This is a genomic window from Amycolatopsis sp. AA4 (genome assembly GCF_002796545.1).
Taxonomy (GTDB): Bacteria; Actinomycetota; Actinomycetes; order Mycobacteriales; family Pseudonocardiaceae; genus Amycolatopsis.
This window is the reverse complement of sequence record NZ_CP024894.1, coordinates 1,853,638-1,869,350: the sequence shown is the minus strand read 5'-3', so window position 1 is coordinate 1,869,350 and position 15,713 is coordinate 1,853,638. Positions and strand designations below refer to the sequence as shown.

The following is a 15,713-nucleotide window of genomic DNA, read 5'->3' as shown; positions in this document are numbered from 1 at the left end:
CACCGCCCCGGGGAAAGCGAGAACGTCCGGTCAGGCGACCCGGCGCGCACCCACGTACTGGCTCTGCAGCGGCGAGATCTTGACGACGTCGCCGGTGGTCGGCGCGTGCACCATCATCCCGTTGCCGATGTACATGCCCACGTGCGAAACCGGCGAGTAGTAGAACACCAGGTCGCCGGGCTGCAGCTGGCTGCGCGGGACCGGGGTGCCGGTCTGGCTCTGCTGCTGGCTCGAGCGCGGCAGGGAGATCCCGGCCTGCTTGTAGGCCCACTGCATCAGGCCCGAGCAGTCGTACGAGCTCGGCCCGGTGGCGCCCCACTCGTAGGGCTTGCCCCGCTGGCTGAGCGCGGCCTGGACGGCGGCCGCCGCGGCCGGGCCCGCGTTCGCGAGGTCCACCGAGATGTCGCCGCCGGTGTCCTTCTGCGCGTTGCGGTCGGCCTGGCTCAACGCCGACGAGGTCTTCTTCAGCTCGGCGACCTGGTCGTCGAGGGACTTCTTCTTGGCCGTGATGTCCTCGGTCAGCTTCGCCGCCGCGTCGCGCGCCGCGGTGGCCCGCTGCGCGGCGTCGGCGGCCAGCTTCTCGGCGGCCTTGGCCTGGTCGACCGCGCCCTGGAGCTTCTCCAGCGCGGCGGCCTTCTGCGAGGCGATCTGGTCCAGCGCCGACGAACGGTCGAGGAACTCCTGCGTCGACGTGCCCGCCAGCAGCGCGGACAGTTTGTTCATCTGCACGCCGGACAGGAACGACGCGTTCGCGAACTTGTCGACGTCGACCTTGTACTTCTTCTCGTTCTCGGCGGCCTGCGCGGAGAGGTTGTGAGCGTTGCTCACGTCTCCGTTGGCCTTGTCGAGGTCGCCCTGCCGGGCGGCGAGGTCGTCTTTGGCTTTGAGGAGGTCCTCGTTCGCCTTCTCCGCCTGCGCCGCGAGGTCGCGGTACTTGGCGAGAGCGTCCGAACCGGAGTCCGGCGGGGCCTGGAGGACGGGGAGGGGGGAAGCGGCTGCGGTGCCCGCCGGCTGCGCCGCGGTGACGATAGCGATCACCGAGGCGGCCGCGAGGGCGCCTGACACCACGCGCTTGACTGGATGCGACTGCACGGCCGCGCGGGTCTCCTTTGCTCGTTGGGCCGCCGTGTCCGGAACCCGGCGCGGAAGAGGTCGGGGGCCCTCTTCGCGCACGATGCCCGTCCGCGTTCCGGCCGTCGTGTGCCACAACAGCTTTCCGCGCACGGTGGTTGGTTCCGGTCCTGACTCCCCGACAAAGCCGTACCGGCGGCGATCCCGCGTCGCCGTCGTCCGACAGCTGCCTGGCGCGAGATCTCGGCCAGGTTACGAAAAGACCGTCGGCGCGTCCACCTGGCCCCCCGTAAAAACTCTCCGTAGTCCGGCGAAACACCATCGGACCAGCAAGGCAGTTACACGTGACTTAGGTCACACGCTGCGGCAGCTCAAACGACCCCTTCGACTACTTACCGTTCACCGCACCGAGGCGACCGCTCGGCGAGTCAGTGTCACCCACTGGTGTCACGCCGACCTACTGTCGGTCTCCGGAACCAGGCGCAGCCGCGGCACCATCCCCGCCTCGGCGAGCGCGTCGACAGCCCGCCGCTCGTCCGCGTCCCAGACGAGGCCGACCGGCGGCCCGAGCAGCACGCTGACCACGCAATCGGCACACGCCGCCCCGCGCACCGCACACCGGTCGCAGTCGACGACGAACGTGTCGATGTCCTCGACCGCGACGTCCACCGCACCCTCCGGCCGCCGCTCTTCCCGGCGGGAGGCAACGGGTTTCGCCCGCTTCGCGCTGCGGGACGCTCCGGAGTGCCGCCGTCCCGCGCGCCGAGGCTGGGCGAGGTCGGCGACGCCCAGCTCTCGCGACTCCTCCGCATCGTGCGCGTCCAGCCGCCTCGGTTCCCCGCCTGACGAGCCCGAGGTCTCCGCTGTTTCACCCTCGCCGCGCCGGACCCGCCCCCTGCCGAGCGGACTCACAGCACCAGGGCCTCGCCGTGCCGACCCGTCGCCTGGCGAATTCGCAGCCGCCGCTTCCTGCCGTGCCGACTCCCCGCCCGACGGGTCCGCGCTCCCCTCTCCGCCAACCACGCCTAAGCGCGCCTGCTCCCCGCTCAGAGAGCCCGCCAAGGCCACGTCCTCCCCGCCCCGCAGCGACTCCGCCCCCATCCCCTCGCCCGGCCGCCGCAAAACCACCGCCGCTTCCCCCGCGCGACAACCAGAACCAGCAGAAACGCCGCTTTCCCGGCGCGCCTCCAGATCCCGGTCCCGCGCCTCAGCCGTGGCCGGGCTCACCCCAGTGGGAAGACTCACCGCGGAACCCGCCCCGCGCGGGTGACGCACACCGAAACCGAACCGCTTGTTCTCGCCCATCGCCGAGCCTCCGTCCGTCCGCGAGGCCCCGGACCGGTTCCGGGAATCGCCTCGGGAACAAACGGTAGGAAGCACCACCGACAATTTTCGGAGCCCGGACGGCGGGCAGGGGTCAGACTCGACCCAATCGGCTGACCAGCACCGCCGCCGGAGCGGGGTGCGCGCCGGCCGCGCGGACCGAGTCCGCGACCGCCCGGTCGGACGTCGCGACGACCATCGGACGGCCCTTCGGCTCGGCCGCCACCAGCGACCGGATCACGTCGTCCGCGAGCACTCCACGCTCGGAAAACAGCACTCGAACCCCGCGCGGCACCGCGGCGGGCACCGACAGCACACCGGCCCCGTCGAACACCACCGTGACCTCCGCCGACGTGCGCGCCGCCAGCGCTGAAAGCTGGTGCACGAGCCGGTCCCGCTGATCGGCCAGCGCCAGTTCCGGGTAACCCGTTTTGGTGACGTTGTAGCCGTCCACGATGAGATGGACGTTCGGCAGCGCCAGATGCCGGTCGAGCGCCGTGACGTCCTGGATCCGCCCGCCGGGGCCGAGCCCGGACCGCGCGCCGCTGACCATGTCGGCGGGCCGCGCGCCGCGATCGCCCAACGCGAGTTCGCGCCGAAGCCCGTGGACGGCGCCGTCGATCGTGTCCACCAGCAACGCCAGCCGGACCTCGTCGGCCTCCCTGGCCTCGCGCGCCGACTGCCGCGCCATCTCCGCGTCCGCGACCGCCCGTTCGGCACGAGTGCGTTCGGCGGCGACCCGGCGGCGTTCGCGGTCGAGCTGCGCGTTCAGCATCTCGATCTCGCGTTCCCGCGTCGCTCCCCCGTCCGCCAGTTCGGCGCGCGCCGCCTCCGCCGCGTCCTTGGCCTGGCGCAGCAAAACGCCCTGCTCACGCAACCGGCGCAGCAGCTTCTCGACCTCGGCCTCGCGTTCGCCTCGCGCTCGCTCGACCGCCCCGCGCGCCTCTTCCAGCTCGGCCCGCAGCTCGGCGATTTCGGCTTCCAGCCGCTGGTTCCGGGCCAGCGCCGCGTCCCGCTCCGCGCGCAACGCGGTTTCCTCGGCGTTCTTCGCGACCAGCCGCACGCGTCCGGCCGCACCGGATTCGCCGAGCAGCACCGCGGCGGCAGCGGCCGCGACGGAGTCCGCGACGTTCGGGTCCAGCGCGTCGGTCCGGTGCTCGCGCAGCCATTCCAGGACCGCGGTCCGGAACTGCGCCGAGTCGCCCAACGCGGTCAGCAGCGCGGTGCCGCCGAGCTTCGCGCGCTTGGCCGGGGCGAACTTCGCGACCGGCCGCAGCTGCCGCGGCACGTCGGCGACCGGCAGTTTCGCGACCGCGGCCGCGGCCAGTTCGGCGATCCGCTCGCGCACTGCCTCCGGCAGGCTCGTCCACGTCGCCGGTTCCGGACACGTCCCCGGTTCCGGGACCTCGGCGTCCTCCTCCGCCCGCGCCGGAACCGCCGAGGGGCCGACGGCCTCCGCGGCTTCTTCCGGTTCGACGGGCTGAGGGTGCATTGGTCCAGGGTAGGCCCCGCCGCCGGATCCCGCGCCGCACCGGCCCGTTCCGCTGGTCACCATCGGGCCACGGGCGGCGCGCGCGAAGATTGTCGGTGGTCGGTCCTACTGTGCGCGATCATGGAGACCCGACCGAGGCCGATCCAGGCTCAGCTGGCGTTCGACGAGCTCGGCACCCCGCTGCGGGACACCACGTTCGTCGTGTTCGACCTCGAGACCACCGGCACCAAACCCGGCCCGGACGGGATCACCGAGATCGGCGCGGTCAAGGTCCGCGCCGGACAGGTGCTGGGCGAGTTCGCGACGCTGGTCAACCCGGGCACGCCGATCCCGCCGCAGATCGTCGAGCTGACCGGGATCACGCAGGCGATGGTCTACGACGCGCCCCGGATCGAACGCGTGCTGCCCGCGTTCCTGGAGTTCATCTCGGGCGCCGTGCTGGTCGCGCACAACTCCGGCTTCGACACCAGCTTCATGAAAGCGGCCTGCGAGGGACACGGTTACGTCTGGCCGCGCCCCACGGTCGTCTGCACGGTGAAGCTCGCGCGCCGCGTCATCCCGCGGGAAGAAGCGCGCAGCTACCGGTTGTCGTCGCTGTCCATGCTGCTCGGCTCGCGCACCCGGCCGACGCACCGTGCGCTCGACGACGCCCGCGCCACCACCGACGTCCTGCACGCGTTGCTGGAGCGCGTCGGCAACCTCGGCGTGCACACCGTCGAGGAGCTGATCGACTACCTCCCGGACGTCACGCCGGCCCAGCGGCGCAAGCGAAACCTCGCCGCCGACCTCCCGTCGCGACCGGGCGTGTACCTCTTCAAGGGACCGCGCGACGAAGTCCTGTACGTCGGCACCGCGCGCGACCTGAGAAGGCGCGTACGGACGTATTTCACCGGTTCGGAGAGCCGGGGCCGGATCCGGGAAATGGTCGCGCTGGCGGAGCGGGTGGACGCCATCGAGTGCGCGCATTCCCTCGAAGCCGAGATCCGCGAACTGCGGTTGATCGCCGCGCACCGCCCGGCCTACAACCGGCGCTCGAAAAACCCGCACCACGGCTGGTGGATCAGCCTCACCGACGAGGCTTTCCCGCGGCTTTCCGTGGTCCGCCTGCCGCGCGCGGGCACGCTCGGGCCGTTCCGCAGCCAGGCCGACGCGCGCACCGCCGCCGAAACTCTCGCCGACGCCTCCGGCCTGCGGACCTGCACCCAGCGCATCTCGGCCACCTCCGCGTCCGGCACGCCGTGCGTTCTGGCGGAACTCGGCCGCTGCGGAGCCCCCTGCGCGGGCAGGCAAACCGTCGCCGAGTACTCCCCCGCCGTGGACGCCGCCCGCGGACTCATCGCCGGCCACGACGGCCGCCCGCTCCATCTGGCCGCGGCGAGGCTGGAGGAAATGTCCGCGCGAAGGCATTACGAACAAGCCGCCCGGCACCGGGACGAACTGGCCGGGCTGGTCCGCGCTGTCGGCCGCGCACACCGGCAGGCCGCGCTCGCGTCGGTCGCGGAACTCATCGCCGCGGCCCCGGACGGCAGCGGCGGTTGGGAACTGTCGGTGATCCGCTACGGCAGGCTCGCCTCGGCCGGAGTGGCCCGTCGCGGGGTGCCGCCGATGCCGGTGGTCGAATCCCTGGTCGCCGCCGGGGAAACGGTGCTGCCCGGCGACGGTCCGCTGCGCGGCGCGCCCGGCGAGGAGGTCGGGATCCTGCTGCGGTGGCTCGCGCGTCCGGGGACGCGGCTCGTCCGCACCACCCGGCCGTGGGCCGAGCCCGTCGCCGTCGCCGGCTGGCAATCGTGGCTCGCCCGGGTCGCCGATGCCCGGTCGCTCGAACACGTCGCGAACTGAGGTCGCCCGCGGCGATCCGCGCGACCCGGCGGGGAATCCTTTCGAGCTGCCCCCGCCGCACCGTGCCGGGGCGTGTTCCCGGCTACGATCGCGCACGTCGGTTACCGCCAGGAAGTGGGAGGAACGCTGTGATCACGGCGATCGTGCTGATCAACGTAGAGGCCGAGGAAATCCCGCAGGCCGCGCAGGCGATCGCGGACCTCGACCAGGTGTCCGAGGTCTACTCGTGCGCCGGGGACGTCGACCTCATCGCCACCGTGCGCGTGCAGGCCCACGAGGACCTCGCCGACCTGATTCCCGGGCGCATCGGCAAGGTCCGCGGCGTGCTCGACACCGTCACCCACATCGCGTTCCGGTCCTACTCCCGCGCCGACACCGATTCCGCGTTCGAGATCGGCGTCGAAGGAGCCTGAGAATTGTCGTACCCCCGGGCTAACGTCCGGGGCATGACGACACTGCGGCTGGCCGAGGTCACCCCCGACAACGTGGGCGCGGCCTGCGATCTGGCGGTGGCCCCGCACCAGGAGCGGTACGTGGCCCCGGTCGCGCGCTCGCTGGCCGAGGCCTACCCCCGGCCGGACATCGCCTGGCCGAGGCTGGTCTACGCGGGCGACGAACTCGTCGGCTTCGTGATGGCCGCCTTCGACCCAGGCTGTCCGATCGACTACTTCCGTTGCGGCATCTGGCGGTTGAACATCGCCGCGGGGCACCAGAAGAAGGGCTACGGGAAGTTCGCCGTCGAAGCGGTGCTGGCGGAAGCACGCCGCCGCGGGGCGGATTCGGCCACGGTGCTCTGGGTGCCTGGCGAGCACAGCCCGGAGCCGTTCTATCTGCGGCTCGGATTCCAGCCCACCGGCCAGATTCACGAGGGCGAGGTCGTCGGCCGCATCCGGCTCTGAACCTCGCGGCGAGCGCTACCGTATTTCCCATGACGACCCCGAGACTGGTCGAAGTCACGGTCGACAACGTAGAAGACGCCTGCGAGCTGAAGGTGGCGAAGCACCAGCGGGACTACGTGGCCCCGGTCGCCGTCTCGCTCGCCGAAGCCTATGTCCAGCACGACGTCGCGTGGCCGAGGCTGATCTACGCCGGGAAGAAACTCGTCGGTTTCGTCATGGCCGCCTTCGACCCGGACAACCCGACCGAGTACTACCGCACCTATCTCTGGCGGCTGAACATCGCCGCCAAACACCAGAAAAAGGGCTACGGACGCTTCGCGGTCGAAGCGGTGCTGGCCGAAGCACGCCGCCGCGACGCGGAATCCGTGACGGTCAGCTGGATGCCGGGCAAGCACAGTCCCGGCCCCTTCTACGAACGACTCGGCTTCCGGCCGACCGGGGAAATGGACGAGGACGAGATCGTCGCCCGCATCCAGCTTTAGCAGCACAGCGAGAAGCGTTCGGCGGAACCCAGGGCTCAGCGCCCGGCACGACGAGCTTCCCGCGCGGCGTCGACCGCCACGACGCGGAACCGGTCAGCGCCGCCCCTCCTCCCACAACACAGCAAGAAGGCCCCTCCCTCACGAAGAGGAAGGGGCCTTCCGACGTTCAGCCAGACGCGGGGACTCAGTGCCCGGAACCGACCTCGGTGGTCGTCTCCTCGGAACCCTCGAGCTTCCCGTGCCCGGCCCCGTGGCCGTTGCCGCGGGCGCGCTCGAGCGCCTTCGTCTCCTCCGCCGGGTCCGGCGTCCAGATCGAACCCGGGACGGCGTGGCCCGCGGTGCCGAGCTTGTTCATCTTCTTCGGCACCGCCGCGCCCTGGTACTCGAGCGGGATGGCGTGGCCGTGGCTGTCCGTGCCGGCCAGCGGCTGGTGGATCTCGATGAACTCGCCGTGCGGCAGCCGCTTGATGATGCCGGTCTCGACGCCGTGCTCCAGCACCTCACGGTCGGACCGCTGCAGGCCGAGGCAGATCCGGTAGGTGAAGTAGTACGCGAGCGGCGGCACGATCAGCACGCCGATGCGGCCCGCCCACGTGGTCGCGTTCAGCGAGATGTCGAACTGGTCGGCGATGATGTCGTTGAAGCCGGACAGCTCGATCACCGCGAAGAACCCGAGCGCCATCATGCCCAGCGCGGTGCGGACCGGTGCGTCGCGCGGCCGCTGGAGCAGGTTGTGGTGCGCGGTGTCCTTGGACAGCTTGCGCTCCAGGAACGGATACGTCAGCAGCAGCGCGAACAGGATCGGCATGCCGATCGCACCGGGGAAGAACACCGCCGGGATCGTGTAGTTCCCGAGGTAGACCTCCCAGGCGGGCCAGATCCGGAGCATCCCGTCCGCCCAGGCCATGTAGAAGTCCGGCTGGGACCCCGCGGACACCATCGACGGGTTGTACGGCCCGAAGTTCCACACCGGGTTGATCTGGAACAGGCCGGACATCAGCGCCAGCACGCCCACGACCAGGGTGAAGAACGCGCCGCCCTTGAGGGCGAAGTACGGCATGATCCGCACGCCGACGACGTTGGTCTCCTTGCGCCGCACGCCCGGGAACTGGGTGTGCTTCTGGTACCAGACCAGCGCCAGGTGCGCGCCGATCAGCGCCAGCATGATGCCCGGGACCAGCAGGATGTGCAGCGTGTAGAGCCGCGGGATGATCTGGTCGCCGGGGAACTCCCCGCCGAACAGCGCCCAGTGGATCCAGGTGCCGATCACCGGCACCGACAGCACGATGCCGGACAGGGTCGCGCGGATACCGGTGCCGGACAGCAGGTCGTCCGGGAGCGAGTAGCCGAAGAAGCCCTCGAACATGCCCAGGATCAGCAGCAGGCCGCCGATGACCCAGTTCGCCTCGCGGGGCTTGCGGAACGCGCCGGTGAAGAAAATCCGGAGCATGTGCACCATCATCGACGCGACGAAGATCAGCGCCGCCCAGTGGTGCAGCTGCCGCACGAACAGGCCGCCGCGCACGTCGAACGAGATGTCCAGCGTCGTCTTGAACGCCTGGGACATCTGCATGCCCTGCATGTTCGTGAAGCTGCCGTGATACGTGACCTCCTGCATGGAGGGGTCGAAGAACAGCGTCAGGTACACCCCGGACAGCAGGATGACGATGAAGCTGTACAGGGCGATCTCGCCCAGCAGGAAGGACCAGTGGGTCGGGAACACCTTGTTCATCTGGTGCCGCAGGCCCTTGGCCAGCTTGTACCGCTGGTCCGCGTTGTCCGCGGCCTCGCCCAGGTGCTTCTGGAGTGCGCTCGTGCCCTTGGTCGGCGTGGTGAGTGAACTCATGACTTACGCTCCCAGAAGGCCGGTCCGATGGCCTCGTTGAAGTCGCCCTTCGCGATCAAGTATCCCTCTTCGTCAACCGTGATCGGAAGCTGGGCCAGCGGACGCGTCGCCGGGCCGAAGATCGGCTTCGCGTAGTGCAGGGCGTCGAACTGCGACTGGTGGCACGGGCAGAGGATGCGGTTCGTGCGCTGCTCGTACAGGGAGGTCGGGCAGCCGACGTGGCTGCAGATCTTCGTGTACGCGTAGTAGTCGCCGAAGTTGTAGTCCTCCTGGCCCTTGCGCTTGACCACGCGCGCGGCGTCGGTCGGGCGCAGCCGGATGAGCATGACCGGGTTGTCGACCCGCATCAGGGCCGCGGCCAGCTTCTTCTCGTCGCCCTTTTCCGACTCGCGGTACGGGAAGACCGTCTCCATCGCGCCCGCGTCGAGGTCCTCGGCCTTGACCAGCGCGACGCCGTTCTTGACGTCCTCTTCGAGGTTGCCGGTGTTGCGGCGCAGGTAGACCTTCTCGCCCGGGAAGTTCGGCAGCCATCCGGTGTGCCAGAGGCCGTCCTTGTTGTCGCTGTCCTTCCACGGGTCCTTGATGAAGGACGCGATCGGGAGCGCGGCGACCGCGAGGCCGAGCGCGCCCGCGCCGGCGCCGGCGGTGCGCTTGATCAGCGACCGGCGGGCGATGCCGTTGCGGGTCCCGGCGTCGGCCAGGTGGGCCAGGATGGTGGCCCGGTCGACCTCCGCGGACGGGCCGTCGCTGCGCTGCTGCACCGCGACCTCGTGCGGGACGAACTTCTTGGTGTAGAGGATCACGCCGATGCCGAGCGACAGCACCGCGAGACCGAGCGTGACGCCGAGCGCCGGGGTGTAGAGGCTGTAGGTCGAGTGCCCGCTCGGGTCGCTCGGGTCCTTGTACTCCCACCACTTCGGCCAGGCCATCACGACCACGAACGCCAGGCCGGCGAGCGCGGACAGGGTGAACCAGAACGCGACGTGGCGCTGGGCGCGCCGCTCCGCGCGGGTGTCCTTGACCGGCCACGGCTCCGGGTACTCGACGATTTCGACGCCGTCGAGCTGACCGCCGAGCTTGAGCAGCTCGTCGCGGTCCATCTCAGCCAGCTCCGCCTCCGAGGGCGGCTTGGGCCCTTCGGCACTCATGCCTTCGATCCAATCCACAGCGTAATGCCGACGAGCGCGGCGATTCCGACGACGAACGCGATGACGCCTTCCGAGGCGGGGCCGACCCCGCCGAGACCGTTGCCGCCCGGGTCGTTGTTGCCGTCGGACACCGACTTGACGTAGGCGATGATGTCCTTCTTCTCCTCCGGGCTGAGCTGCCGGTCGGAGAACTTGGGCATGTTTTCCGGCCCGGTGAGCATCGCGTCGTAGATCTGCTCCTCGGTAGCCGGGTCCAGCGGCGGCGCGTACTTGCCCGCCGACAGCGCTCCGCCCTTGCCGGTGAAGTTGTGGCAGGACGCGCAGTTGAGCCGGAACAGCTCGCCGCCGCGCGCCGGGTCGTTGCCGCGCAGCGCCTCGCCGCGCTCCTCCGGGCGCTGCGCGCCGCCGCCGTGCGCCTGCACGTAGGCCCCGACCGCGTCGATCTCGCTCGGGGTGAGCTTCGGCGGCTTGCGCGGCATCTGCGCTTCCTGGCGCGCCGCGGGCATCCGGCCGGAGGAGGTCTGGAAGTAGACGGCCGCGTCGCCGATGCCGATCAAGCTCGGACCGCGGTCCTTGACGCCCTCGAGGTTCTTGCCGTGGCATTCGATGCAGGTGTTGTTGTAGACCTGCTCGCCCTGGCGCAGCAGGGCCGGATCCCCTTGTGCCTGCGCGGTCTGCGGTTCCGGGGCGAAGACGGCGTACAGGGCGCCGGCCCCCACCAGGGCGACGCCGAGTGCGAGCACGCCCGCGAGGCGCCTGCGCATCTTCGAGCGCGCGCGGAACCGGCGCTCCGAGGATTTGGTGCTGGTGGTCATCTTGCGGCAACCCTTGCTGTCAGTTCAGGCCGTTTTGTGGTGGCGGTGCGGAGATCAGGGAAGGATGTAGATCACCGCGAAGAGGCCTACCCACACGATGTCGACGAAGTGCCAGTAGTACGACACGACGATCGCCGAGGTGGCCTGCGCCGGAGTGAACTTGCTGAGCTTCGTGCGGACCAGCAGGAACACGAAGGCGATGAGCCCGCCGATCACGTGCAGGCCGTGGAAACCGGTCGCGAGGTAGAACACCGTGCCGAACGGGCCGGACGGGATCGTGAGCCCCTCCTCGACGAGGTTGTGGTACTCGTTCGCCTGCCCGAACACGAAGATCGCGCCCATGATCAGCGTCACGATGTACCAGCGCCGCAGCCCGTAGACGTCGCCCCGCTCCGCGGCGAACACGCCGAACTGGCAGGTCAGCGACGACAGCACGAGGATCACCGTGAACGGGATCGCGTACGCGACGTTGAGGTGGAACTCCTCGCCGTGCAACGGCGGCGGCCAGGACGCCCCGGCCGGGTTCTGCGCCTTGACGGTGAAGAACATGGCGAACAGTCCGGCGAAGAACATCAGTTCGCTGGACAGCCACACGACGGTGCCGACACTGACCATGTTCGGCCGGTTCAGCGAGTGGACCCGCTGGCTGATGGTGGGAGCTGCCGTTGTCACGGATCGCATTATGTCCTCTCGCGACGGCACCCCGCCCGCCGGGTCTGCGGCGGGTCGTGGGAGCTTCGCGTCACACCCGCGCGCGAGCGGCGGACCAGCAGCGGAAGGAGCTACTCGTGAGTTGGCTGGAGAAGCTCCGTGACCTGGTGAGAAAGCCGGGAGAAGCGGTTCTGGACCCGGACGCGCCCGGTCTGCGGACCGTCGTCTCGGCGTTCGATCCGGCCGTCGCGGACTCGGCGGTGCTCGCCGATTCACCCGGCTGGGCAAGCGAAGCGCCCGCGGTGCTCGTCCATCACCTCGTGCTTCCGGCGGACCGGATCGAAGAGGCGGCGGCGATCCTCGCCCAGGACGGCTACGACCTGCGCGAGCAAAGCCGCGACGGCGACCGGGTGCTGGCGCACGCCCGGCGGGTGCAGGTGCTGGACGCCCTGCACTGCGCCCAGGAACGGTCCCGGATGGCGGGGCTGGCGCAGCGGCTCGGCGGCGACGCTCCGGGCTGGGAGGCGCGGCAACCGGGTGACTCGCCCACCGCGTCCGCGTGAGATGCGTCTCGGCGGATACGATCGCGGCTGTTCCACCCGTGACGAGACGGAGGCGTGCTCAATGAGCGAGCAGTCCCAGCGGATCCTGGTGTTCAGCCACAAGGCCGAGGTCCGCGAGGCGATCATGAACGCCGTCGGCAGGCGCCCGGCGGCCGACCTCGGCCGCGTCGAGTGGGTCGAGGCGGCCGGCATCGCCGACGTGCTCGCCGAAATGGACGCGGGCTCGGTCGATCTCGCGATCCTCGACGGCGAGGCGCAGCCGACCGGCGGCATCGGCCTGACCCGCCAGCTCAAGCACGAGATCGACGACTGCCCGCCGATCGTGGTCGCCGTCCGCCGCCGCGACGACCGATGGCTCGCCACCTGGGCGCTGGCCGACGCCGTGCTGGTGCACCCCCTCGACCCGCTGACCGCGGCGGAAACCGTCGCCGGCGTGCTGCGCGCCGGGCGGGTCCCCGCCGTCAACGGCGGCTGAGCCCGGTGGGCGCCACCCCGCACACCTGGCCCGCGCTGCTCACCCGGCTCATCGCGGGCGAGGACCTTTCCGCCGAGGACACGGCGTGGGCGATGGACCAGATCATGTCCGGCAGCGCCGGGCAGGCGCAGATCGGCGGCTTCGCGGTCGCGCTGCGCGCCAAGGGCGAAACGCCCGCGGAGATCTCCGGCATGGCCGACGCGATGCTGGCGCACGCCCGGCGGATCACGCTGAGCCGCCCCGCGGTGGACATCGTCGGCACCGGCGGCGACCGGTCGAATTCGGTGAACATCTCCACGATGGCGACGATCGTCACGGCGGCGGCGGGCGCGCCGGTGGCCAAGCACGGCAACCGGAGCGCGTCGTCGAAGTCCGGCGCGGCCGACGTGCTGGAGACCCTCGGCGTGAAGATCGACCTGCCGCCGGAGGCGGTGCTCGCGTCGCTCGAGGAGATCGGCATCGGGTTCTGCTTCGCGCCGGCGTTCCACCCGGCGTTCCGGCACACCGGCCCGCCGCGGCGCGAACTGGGCGTGCCGACCACGTTCAACCTGCTCGGCCCGCTCACCAACCCGGCGCAGCCGCAGAGTGCGCTGATCGGCTGCGCCTACGCCGACAAAACCCATGCCCTGGCGGAGATTTTCGCCGAGCGCGGGATGTCGGTGCTGGTGGCCCGCGGCGACGACGGACTGGACGAGATCACCACCACGACCACGACGTCGGTCCTGGTGGTTTCCGGCGGCACGGTGACGGAACGCACCTTCGACCCGCAGTCGCTCGACATCCCGCGCGCCACGGCCGAAGACCTGCGCGGCGGCGACGCGGCGGCGAACGCGGAGGTCGTCCGGGAACTGGTCAGCGGCAAGACCGGGCCGGTGCGCGACGCGGTGGTGCTGAACGCCGCCGCCGCGCTGGCCGCCTTCGCGGGCTTCTCTGATTCGCTCGAGGACGACCTGGCGGCCGGGCTGGAGCGAGCCCGCCAGGCCATCGACAGCGGTGCCGCAGCGGCGCTGCTGGACCGGTGGATCGCGTTCTCCTCGGCTGGCCGCTGACCTTCTGCGCGACCCGACGCCCCGGTTCGCGATCCAGCGGTCCGTGAAGGACTCCTTGAGGGAATCTGATTCCCTCAAGGAGTCCTTCACGGACCCGAGGCGGTCACGAGCGGAAGGCGGTCCGGTAAGCGCTGGGCGTAGTCGAGCGCAGCCGCGAGAACTGGTGCCGCAAGGCCGCCGCGGACGCATAACCGCAAGCCACCGCGATGTCCTCCACGGAACGCGAACCCTCCTCCAGCAGCGCCTGCGCTCGGTCGAGACGACGTTCGGTCAGCCAGCGGTGCGGCGTCGTCCCGGTCGCGGCGGAGAACCGGCGCAGGAACGTCCGCTCGCCCAGTCCGCTGCGACGGGCCAGCTCCGCGACCGTGAACGGCTGATCCAGCCGCCGTTCCACCCATTCGAGCGCTTCGGCGACCACGGCGTCGTCCGGTGCGGCCGTCGCGGGCACCGGGGCCTGCACGAACTGTGCCTGCCCGCCGGCGCGATGCGGTGCGGCCACCATCCGGCGGGCCAGCGCCGTCGCCGCCGCGACCCCGCGCAATCGCCGCACCAAGTGCAGGCATAGGTCGACCGCGGCGACCGTCCCGGCGCTGGTGAACACGCCGTCGTCGTCCGCGTAAAGCGCTTGCGGGTCCACTTCCGCCGAAGGGAACAGGCGACGGAATTCCGGTTCGTAGATCCAGTGCACGGTGCAGCGCCGGTCGTCGAGCAGGCCCGCGTAGCCGAGTGAGAAAACTCCCGCGCAGAACCCAGCTACCCACGCGCCGCGTTCCCGAGCGGCACGCAAGGCGTCCAGCAACGGCTCCGGCGGCGGCGCGGTCCGCGGCGCTTGGGTGGGCACAATCACCAAATCGGCGGATGCCGCGAAGTCCAGGTCACGCAGTCCGGACAGGTCGAATCCGGACCAGCTGGCCACTTCCGCCCCGCCCGGCGAGCACACGCCGAAATCCCAGCCGGGCATCCCGTCCGCGCTGCGGTCGGTGCCGAACACCTCGCACGCGACCCCCAGCTCGAACGGCGAAACTCGGTCCGCGAGCAGCACGGCGACCCGTTGCACGTCCATGCGCCCAGCTTGTCATAAGTTTTGCGGTCGTTGTCATCTCTGACACTGGTTGGGCGCTGCCGCGAGGACGAATCTGGGGCGCATGACGAACCCCGAATCCCGCCCGGTCCTGCAGTGGTCCGCGGCGATGGCGTTGTCCGGCACGATCGGCGCGGTCGTGCTCGAAAGCGGCGCGGCCGCCCCGGCGGTCGCGTTCGCCCGCTGCCTCGTCGGCGGCGTCCTGCTGGTCGTGTGGTCGCTCGCTCGCGGTTGGTTCCGCGACTGGCGGCCGACCCGCCGAGACCTGCTCCTCGCCGTCGCGGGCGGCCTGTTGCTGGTCGGCAACTGGGTGCTGCTGTTCGCGTCCTACTCGCTGTCGTCCATCGGAGTCAGCACTGTCGTCTACCACACACAACCGCTGATCCTGGTCGGAATGGCGGCGGTGTTCCTCGGCGAGAAGGTCGGCCGTTCCCACCTCGCGCGCGCAGGCGTGGCCTTTGCCGGAGTCGTGGTGATTTCCCTTTCCGCACAAGGAGATGACGGGCAACCAGTGCGGTTCGCCGGGATCGCGCTCGCGCTCGGCGCGGCCCTGCTCTACGCCGGTGCGTCCTTCATCGCGAAGCAGCTCAAGCACATCCGGCCGCATCTGCTCGCGGCCGTGCAGCTGACAGTCGGCGCGATCGTCCTCGCGCCCGCGCTGATGTTCACGCCGCTGCCGAGTTCGGCTCCGGGCCTCCTGTGGCTCCTGCTCCTGGGCACGGTGCACACCGCGGTGATGTACGTGCTGATGTACGCCAGCATCGGCAAGCTGCCCACCACGACGGTGGCGCTGCTGTCCTACCTGTACCCGGTGGTCGCGGTCGTCGTGGACATGCTGGCGTTCGGCCACCGGTTCACCTGGGCCGAGGGCGCGGGGATGCTGGCGGTGCTCGCCGCCGCGCTGGCCCCGCAGCGCGGCAGGGCGGAGACGCGAAACGCCCGGCCGGGGATTCCCAGCCGGGCGTCGCGGTGAAGCGGA

At 70.7% G+C, this 15,713-nt stretch carries 16 protein-coding genes; 8 read left to right on the top strand and 8 right to left on the bottom strand.

The features are described 5' to 3' along the window. Window positions 1-30: 30 nt before the first annotated feature. The 3 genes from CU254_RS08940 to CU254_RS08930 all read right to left on the bottom strand — a co-directional run bounded on the left by CU254_RS08940 (window position 31) and on the right by CU254_RS08930 (window position 3,886). Window positions 31-1,092, bottom strand: a complete 1,062-nt coding sequence (locus CU254_RS08940; RefSeq protein WP_037713041.1) for an NlpC/P60 family protein — start codon at window positions 1,090-1,092, stop codon at window positions 31-33. A 426-nt stretch (window positions 1,093-1,518) separates the two neighbouring features. Beyond that, window positions 1,519-1,740, bottom strand: coding sequence for a hypothetical protein (locus CU254_RS08935; RefSeq protein ID WP_037358162.1), 222 nt, complete (start codon window positions 1,738-1,740; stop codon window positions 1,519-1,521). A 748-nt stretch (window positions 1,741-2,488) separates the two neighbouring features. Then, complete coding sequence (locus tag CU254_RS08930) at window positions 2,489-3,886, bottom strand: NYN domain-containing protein (RefSeq protein ID WP_009074834.1); 1,398 nt, start codon at window positions 3,884-3,886, stop codon at window positions 2,489-2,491. Window positions 3,887-4,006: 120 nt separating this feature from the next. On the opposite strand from CU254_RS08930, the gene CU254_RS08925 reads away from it, so the two are divergent. From CU254_RS08925 to CU254_RS08910, 4 genes are all read left to right on the top strand, one after another. Then, entirely contained in the window at window positions 4,007-5,725 is a 1,719-nt protein-coding gene (locus CU254_RS08925; RefSeq protein ID WP_009074832.1) for a DEDD exonuclease domain-containing protein, read from the top strand. A gap of 128 nt (window positions 5,726-5,853) precedes the next feature. After that, a complete protein-coding gene (locus CU254_RS08920; protein ID WP_009074830.1) occupies window positions 5,854-6,138 on the top strand; it encodes an Lrp/AsnC family transcriptional regulator in 285 nt (94 codons plus the stop codon). 33 nt (window positions 6,139-6,171) lie between these two features. Continuing rightward, on the top strand, window positions 6,172-6,624 hold the full coding sequence (locus tag CU254_RS08915) for a GNAT family N-acetyltransferase (protein WP_037713038.1): 453 nt from the start codon (window positions 6,172-6,174) through the stop codon (window positions 6,622-6,624). A gap of 29 nt (window positions 6,625-6,653) precedes the next feature. Further along, window positions 6,654-7,106 carry a GNAT family N-acetyltransferase gene (locus CU254_RS08910; RefSeq protein ID WP_009074827.1) on the top strand — a complete coding sequence of 151 codons (453 nt, stop codon included), beginning with the start codon at window positions 6,654-6,656 and terminating at the stop codon, window positions 7,104-7,106. Between the two features lie 184 nt (window positions 7,107-7,290). On the opposite strand, the gene CU254_RS08905 is transcribed toward CU254_RS08910, so the two are convergent. The 4 genes from CU254_RS08905 to CU254_RS08890 are packed head-to-tail and all read right to left on the bottom strand — an operon-like array spanning window position 7,291 to window position 11,596. Then, complete coding sequence (locus CU254_RS08905) at window positions 7,291-8,952, bottom strand: cytochrome bc complex cytochrome b subunit (protein WP_009074825.1); 1,662 nt, start codon at window positions 8,950-8,952, stop codon at window positions 7,291-7,293. Next, window positions 8,949-10,100, bottom strand: a complete 1,152-nt coding sequence (locus CU254_RS08900; RefSeq protein WP_037713036.1) for a ubiquinol-cytochrome c reductase iron-sulfur subunit — start codon at window positions 10,098-10,100, stop codon at window positions 8,949-8,951. Before CU254_RS08900 ends, CU254_RS08905 begins: the two co-directional genes overlap by 4 nt. Next, the gene (locus CU254_RS08895; protein WP_009074821.1) at window positions 10,097-10,915 is read right to left on the bottom strand and encodes a c-type cytochrome; all 819 of its coding nucleotides are present in this window, start codon (window positions 10,913-10,915) and stop codon (window positions 10,097-10,099) included. Before CU254_RS08895 ends, CU254_RS08900 begins: the two co-directional genes overlap by 4 nt. A gap of 54 nt (window positions 10,916-10,969) precedes the next feature. After that, window positions 10,970-11,596 (bottom strand): heme-copper oxidase subunit III, encoded by a 627-nt coding sequence (locus CU254_RS08890; RefSeq protein WP_009074819.1) that lies wholly within the window; start codon window positions 11,594-11,596, stop codon window positions 10,970-10,972. Between the two features lie 107 nt (window positions 11,597-11,703). Here CU254_RS08890 and CU254_RS08885 point away from each other — a divergent pair, with 107 nt between their 5' ends. The 3 genes from CU254_RS08885 (at window position 11,704) to trpD (ending at window position 13,653) form a co-directional block, all read left to right on the top strand. Next, a complete protein-coding gene (locus tag CU254_RS08885; RefSeq protein WP_037713031.1) occupies window positions 11,704-12,129 on the top strand; it encodes a ribonuclease E inhibitor RraB in 426 nt (141 codons plus the stop codon). A 61-nt stretch (window positions 12,130-12,190) separates the two neighbouring features. Further along, window positions 12,191-12,604, top strand: a complete 414-nt coding sequence (locus CU254_RS08880) for a hypothetical protein (RefSeq protein ID WP_009074814.1) — start codon at window positions 12,191-12,193, stop codon at window positions 12,602-12,604. 5 nt (window positions 12,605-12,609) lie between these two features. After that, the gene (gene trpD, locus CU254_RS08875; protein WP_199841121.1) at window positions 12,610-13,653 is read left to right on the top strand and encodes an anthranilate phosphoribosyltransferase; all 1,044 of its coding nucleotides are present in this window, start codon (window positions 12,610-12,612) and stop codon (window positions 13,651-13,653) included. Between the two features lie 103 nt (window positions 13,654-13,756). Here the strand turns inward: trpD and CU254_RS08870 are convergent, their stop codons facing one another. After that, a complete protein-coding gene (locus CU254_RS08870; RefSeq protein WP_100266736.1) occupies window positions 13,757-14,716 on the bottom strand; it encodes a GlxA family transcriptional regulator in 960 nt (319 codons plus the stop codon). Between the two features lie 82 nt (window positions 14,717-14,798). On the opposite strand from CU254_RS08870, the gene CU254_RS08865 reads away from it, so the two are divergent. Then, complete coding sequence (locus CU254_RS08865) at window positions 14,799-15,707, top strand: DMT family transporter (protein ID WP_009074808.1); 909 nt, start codon at window positions 14,799-14,801, stop codon at window positions 15,705-15,707. Window positions 15,708-15,713 lie beyond the last annotated feature (6 nt).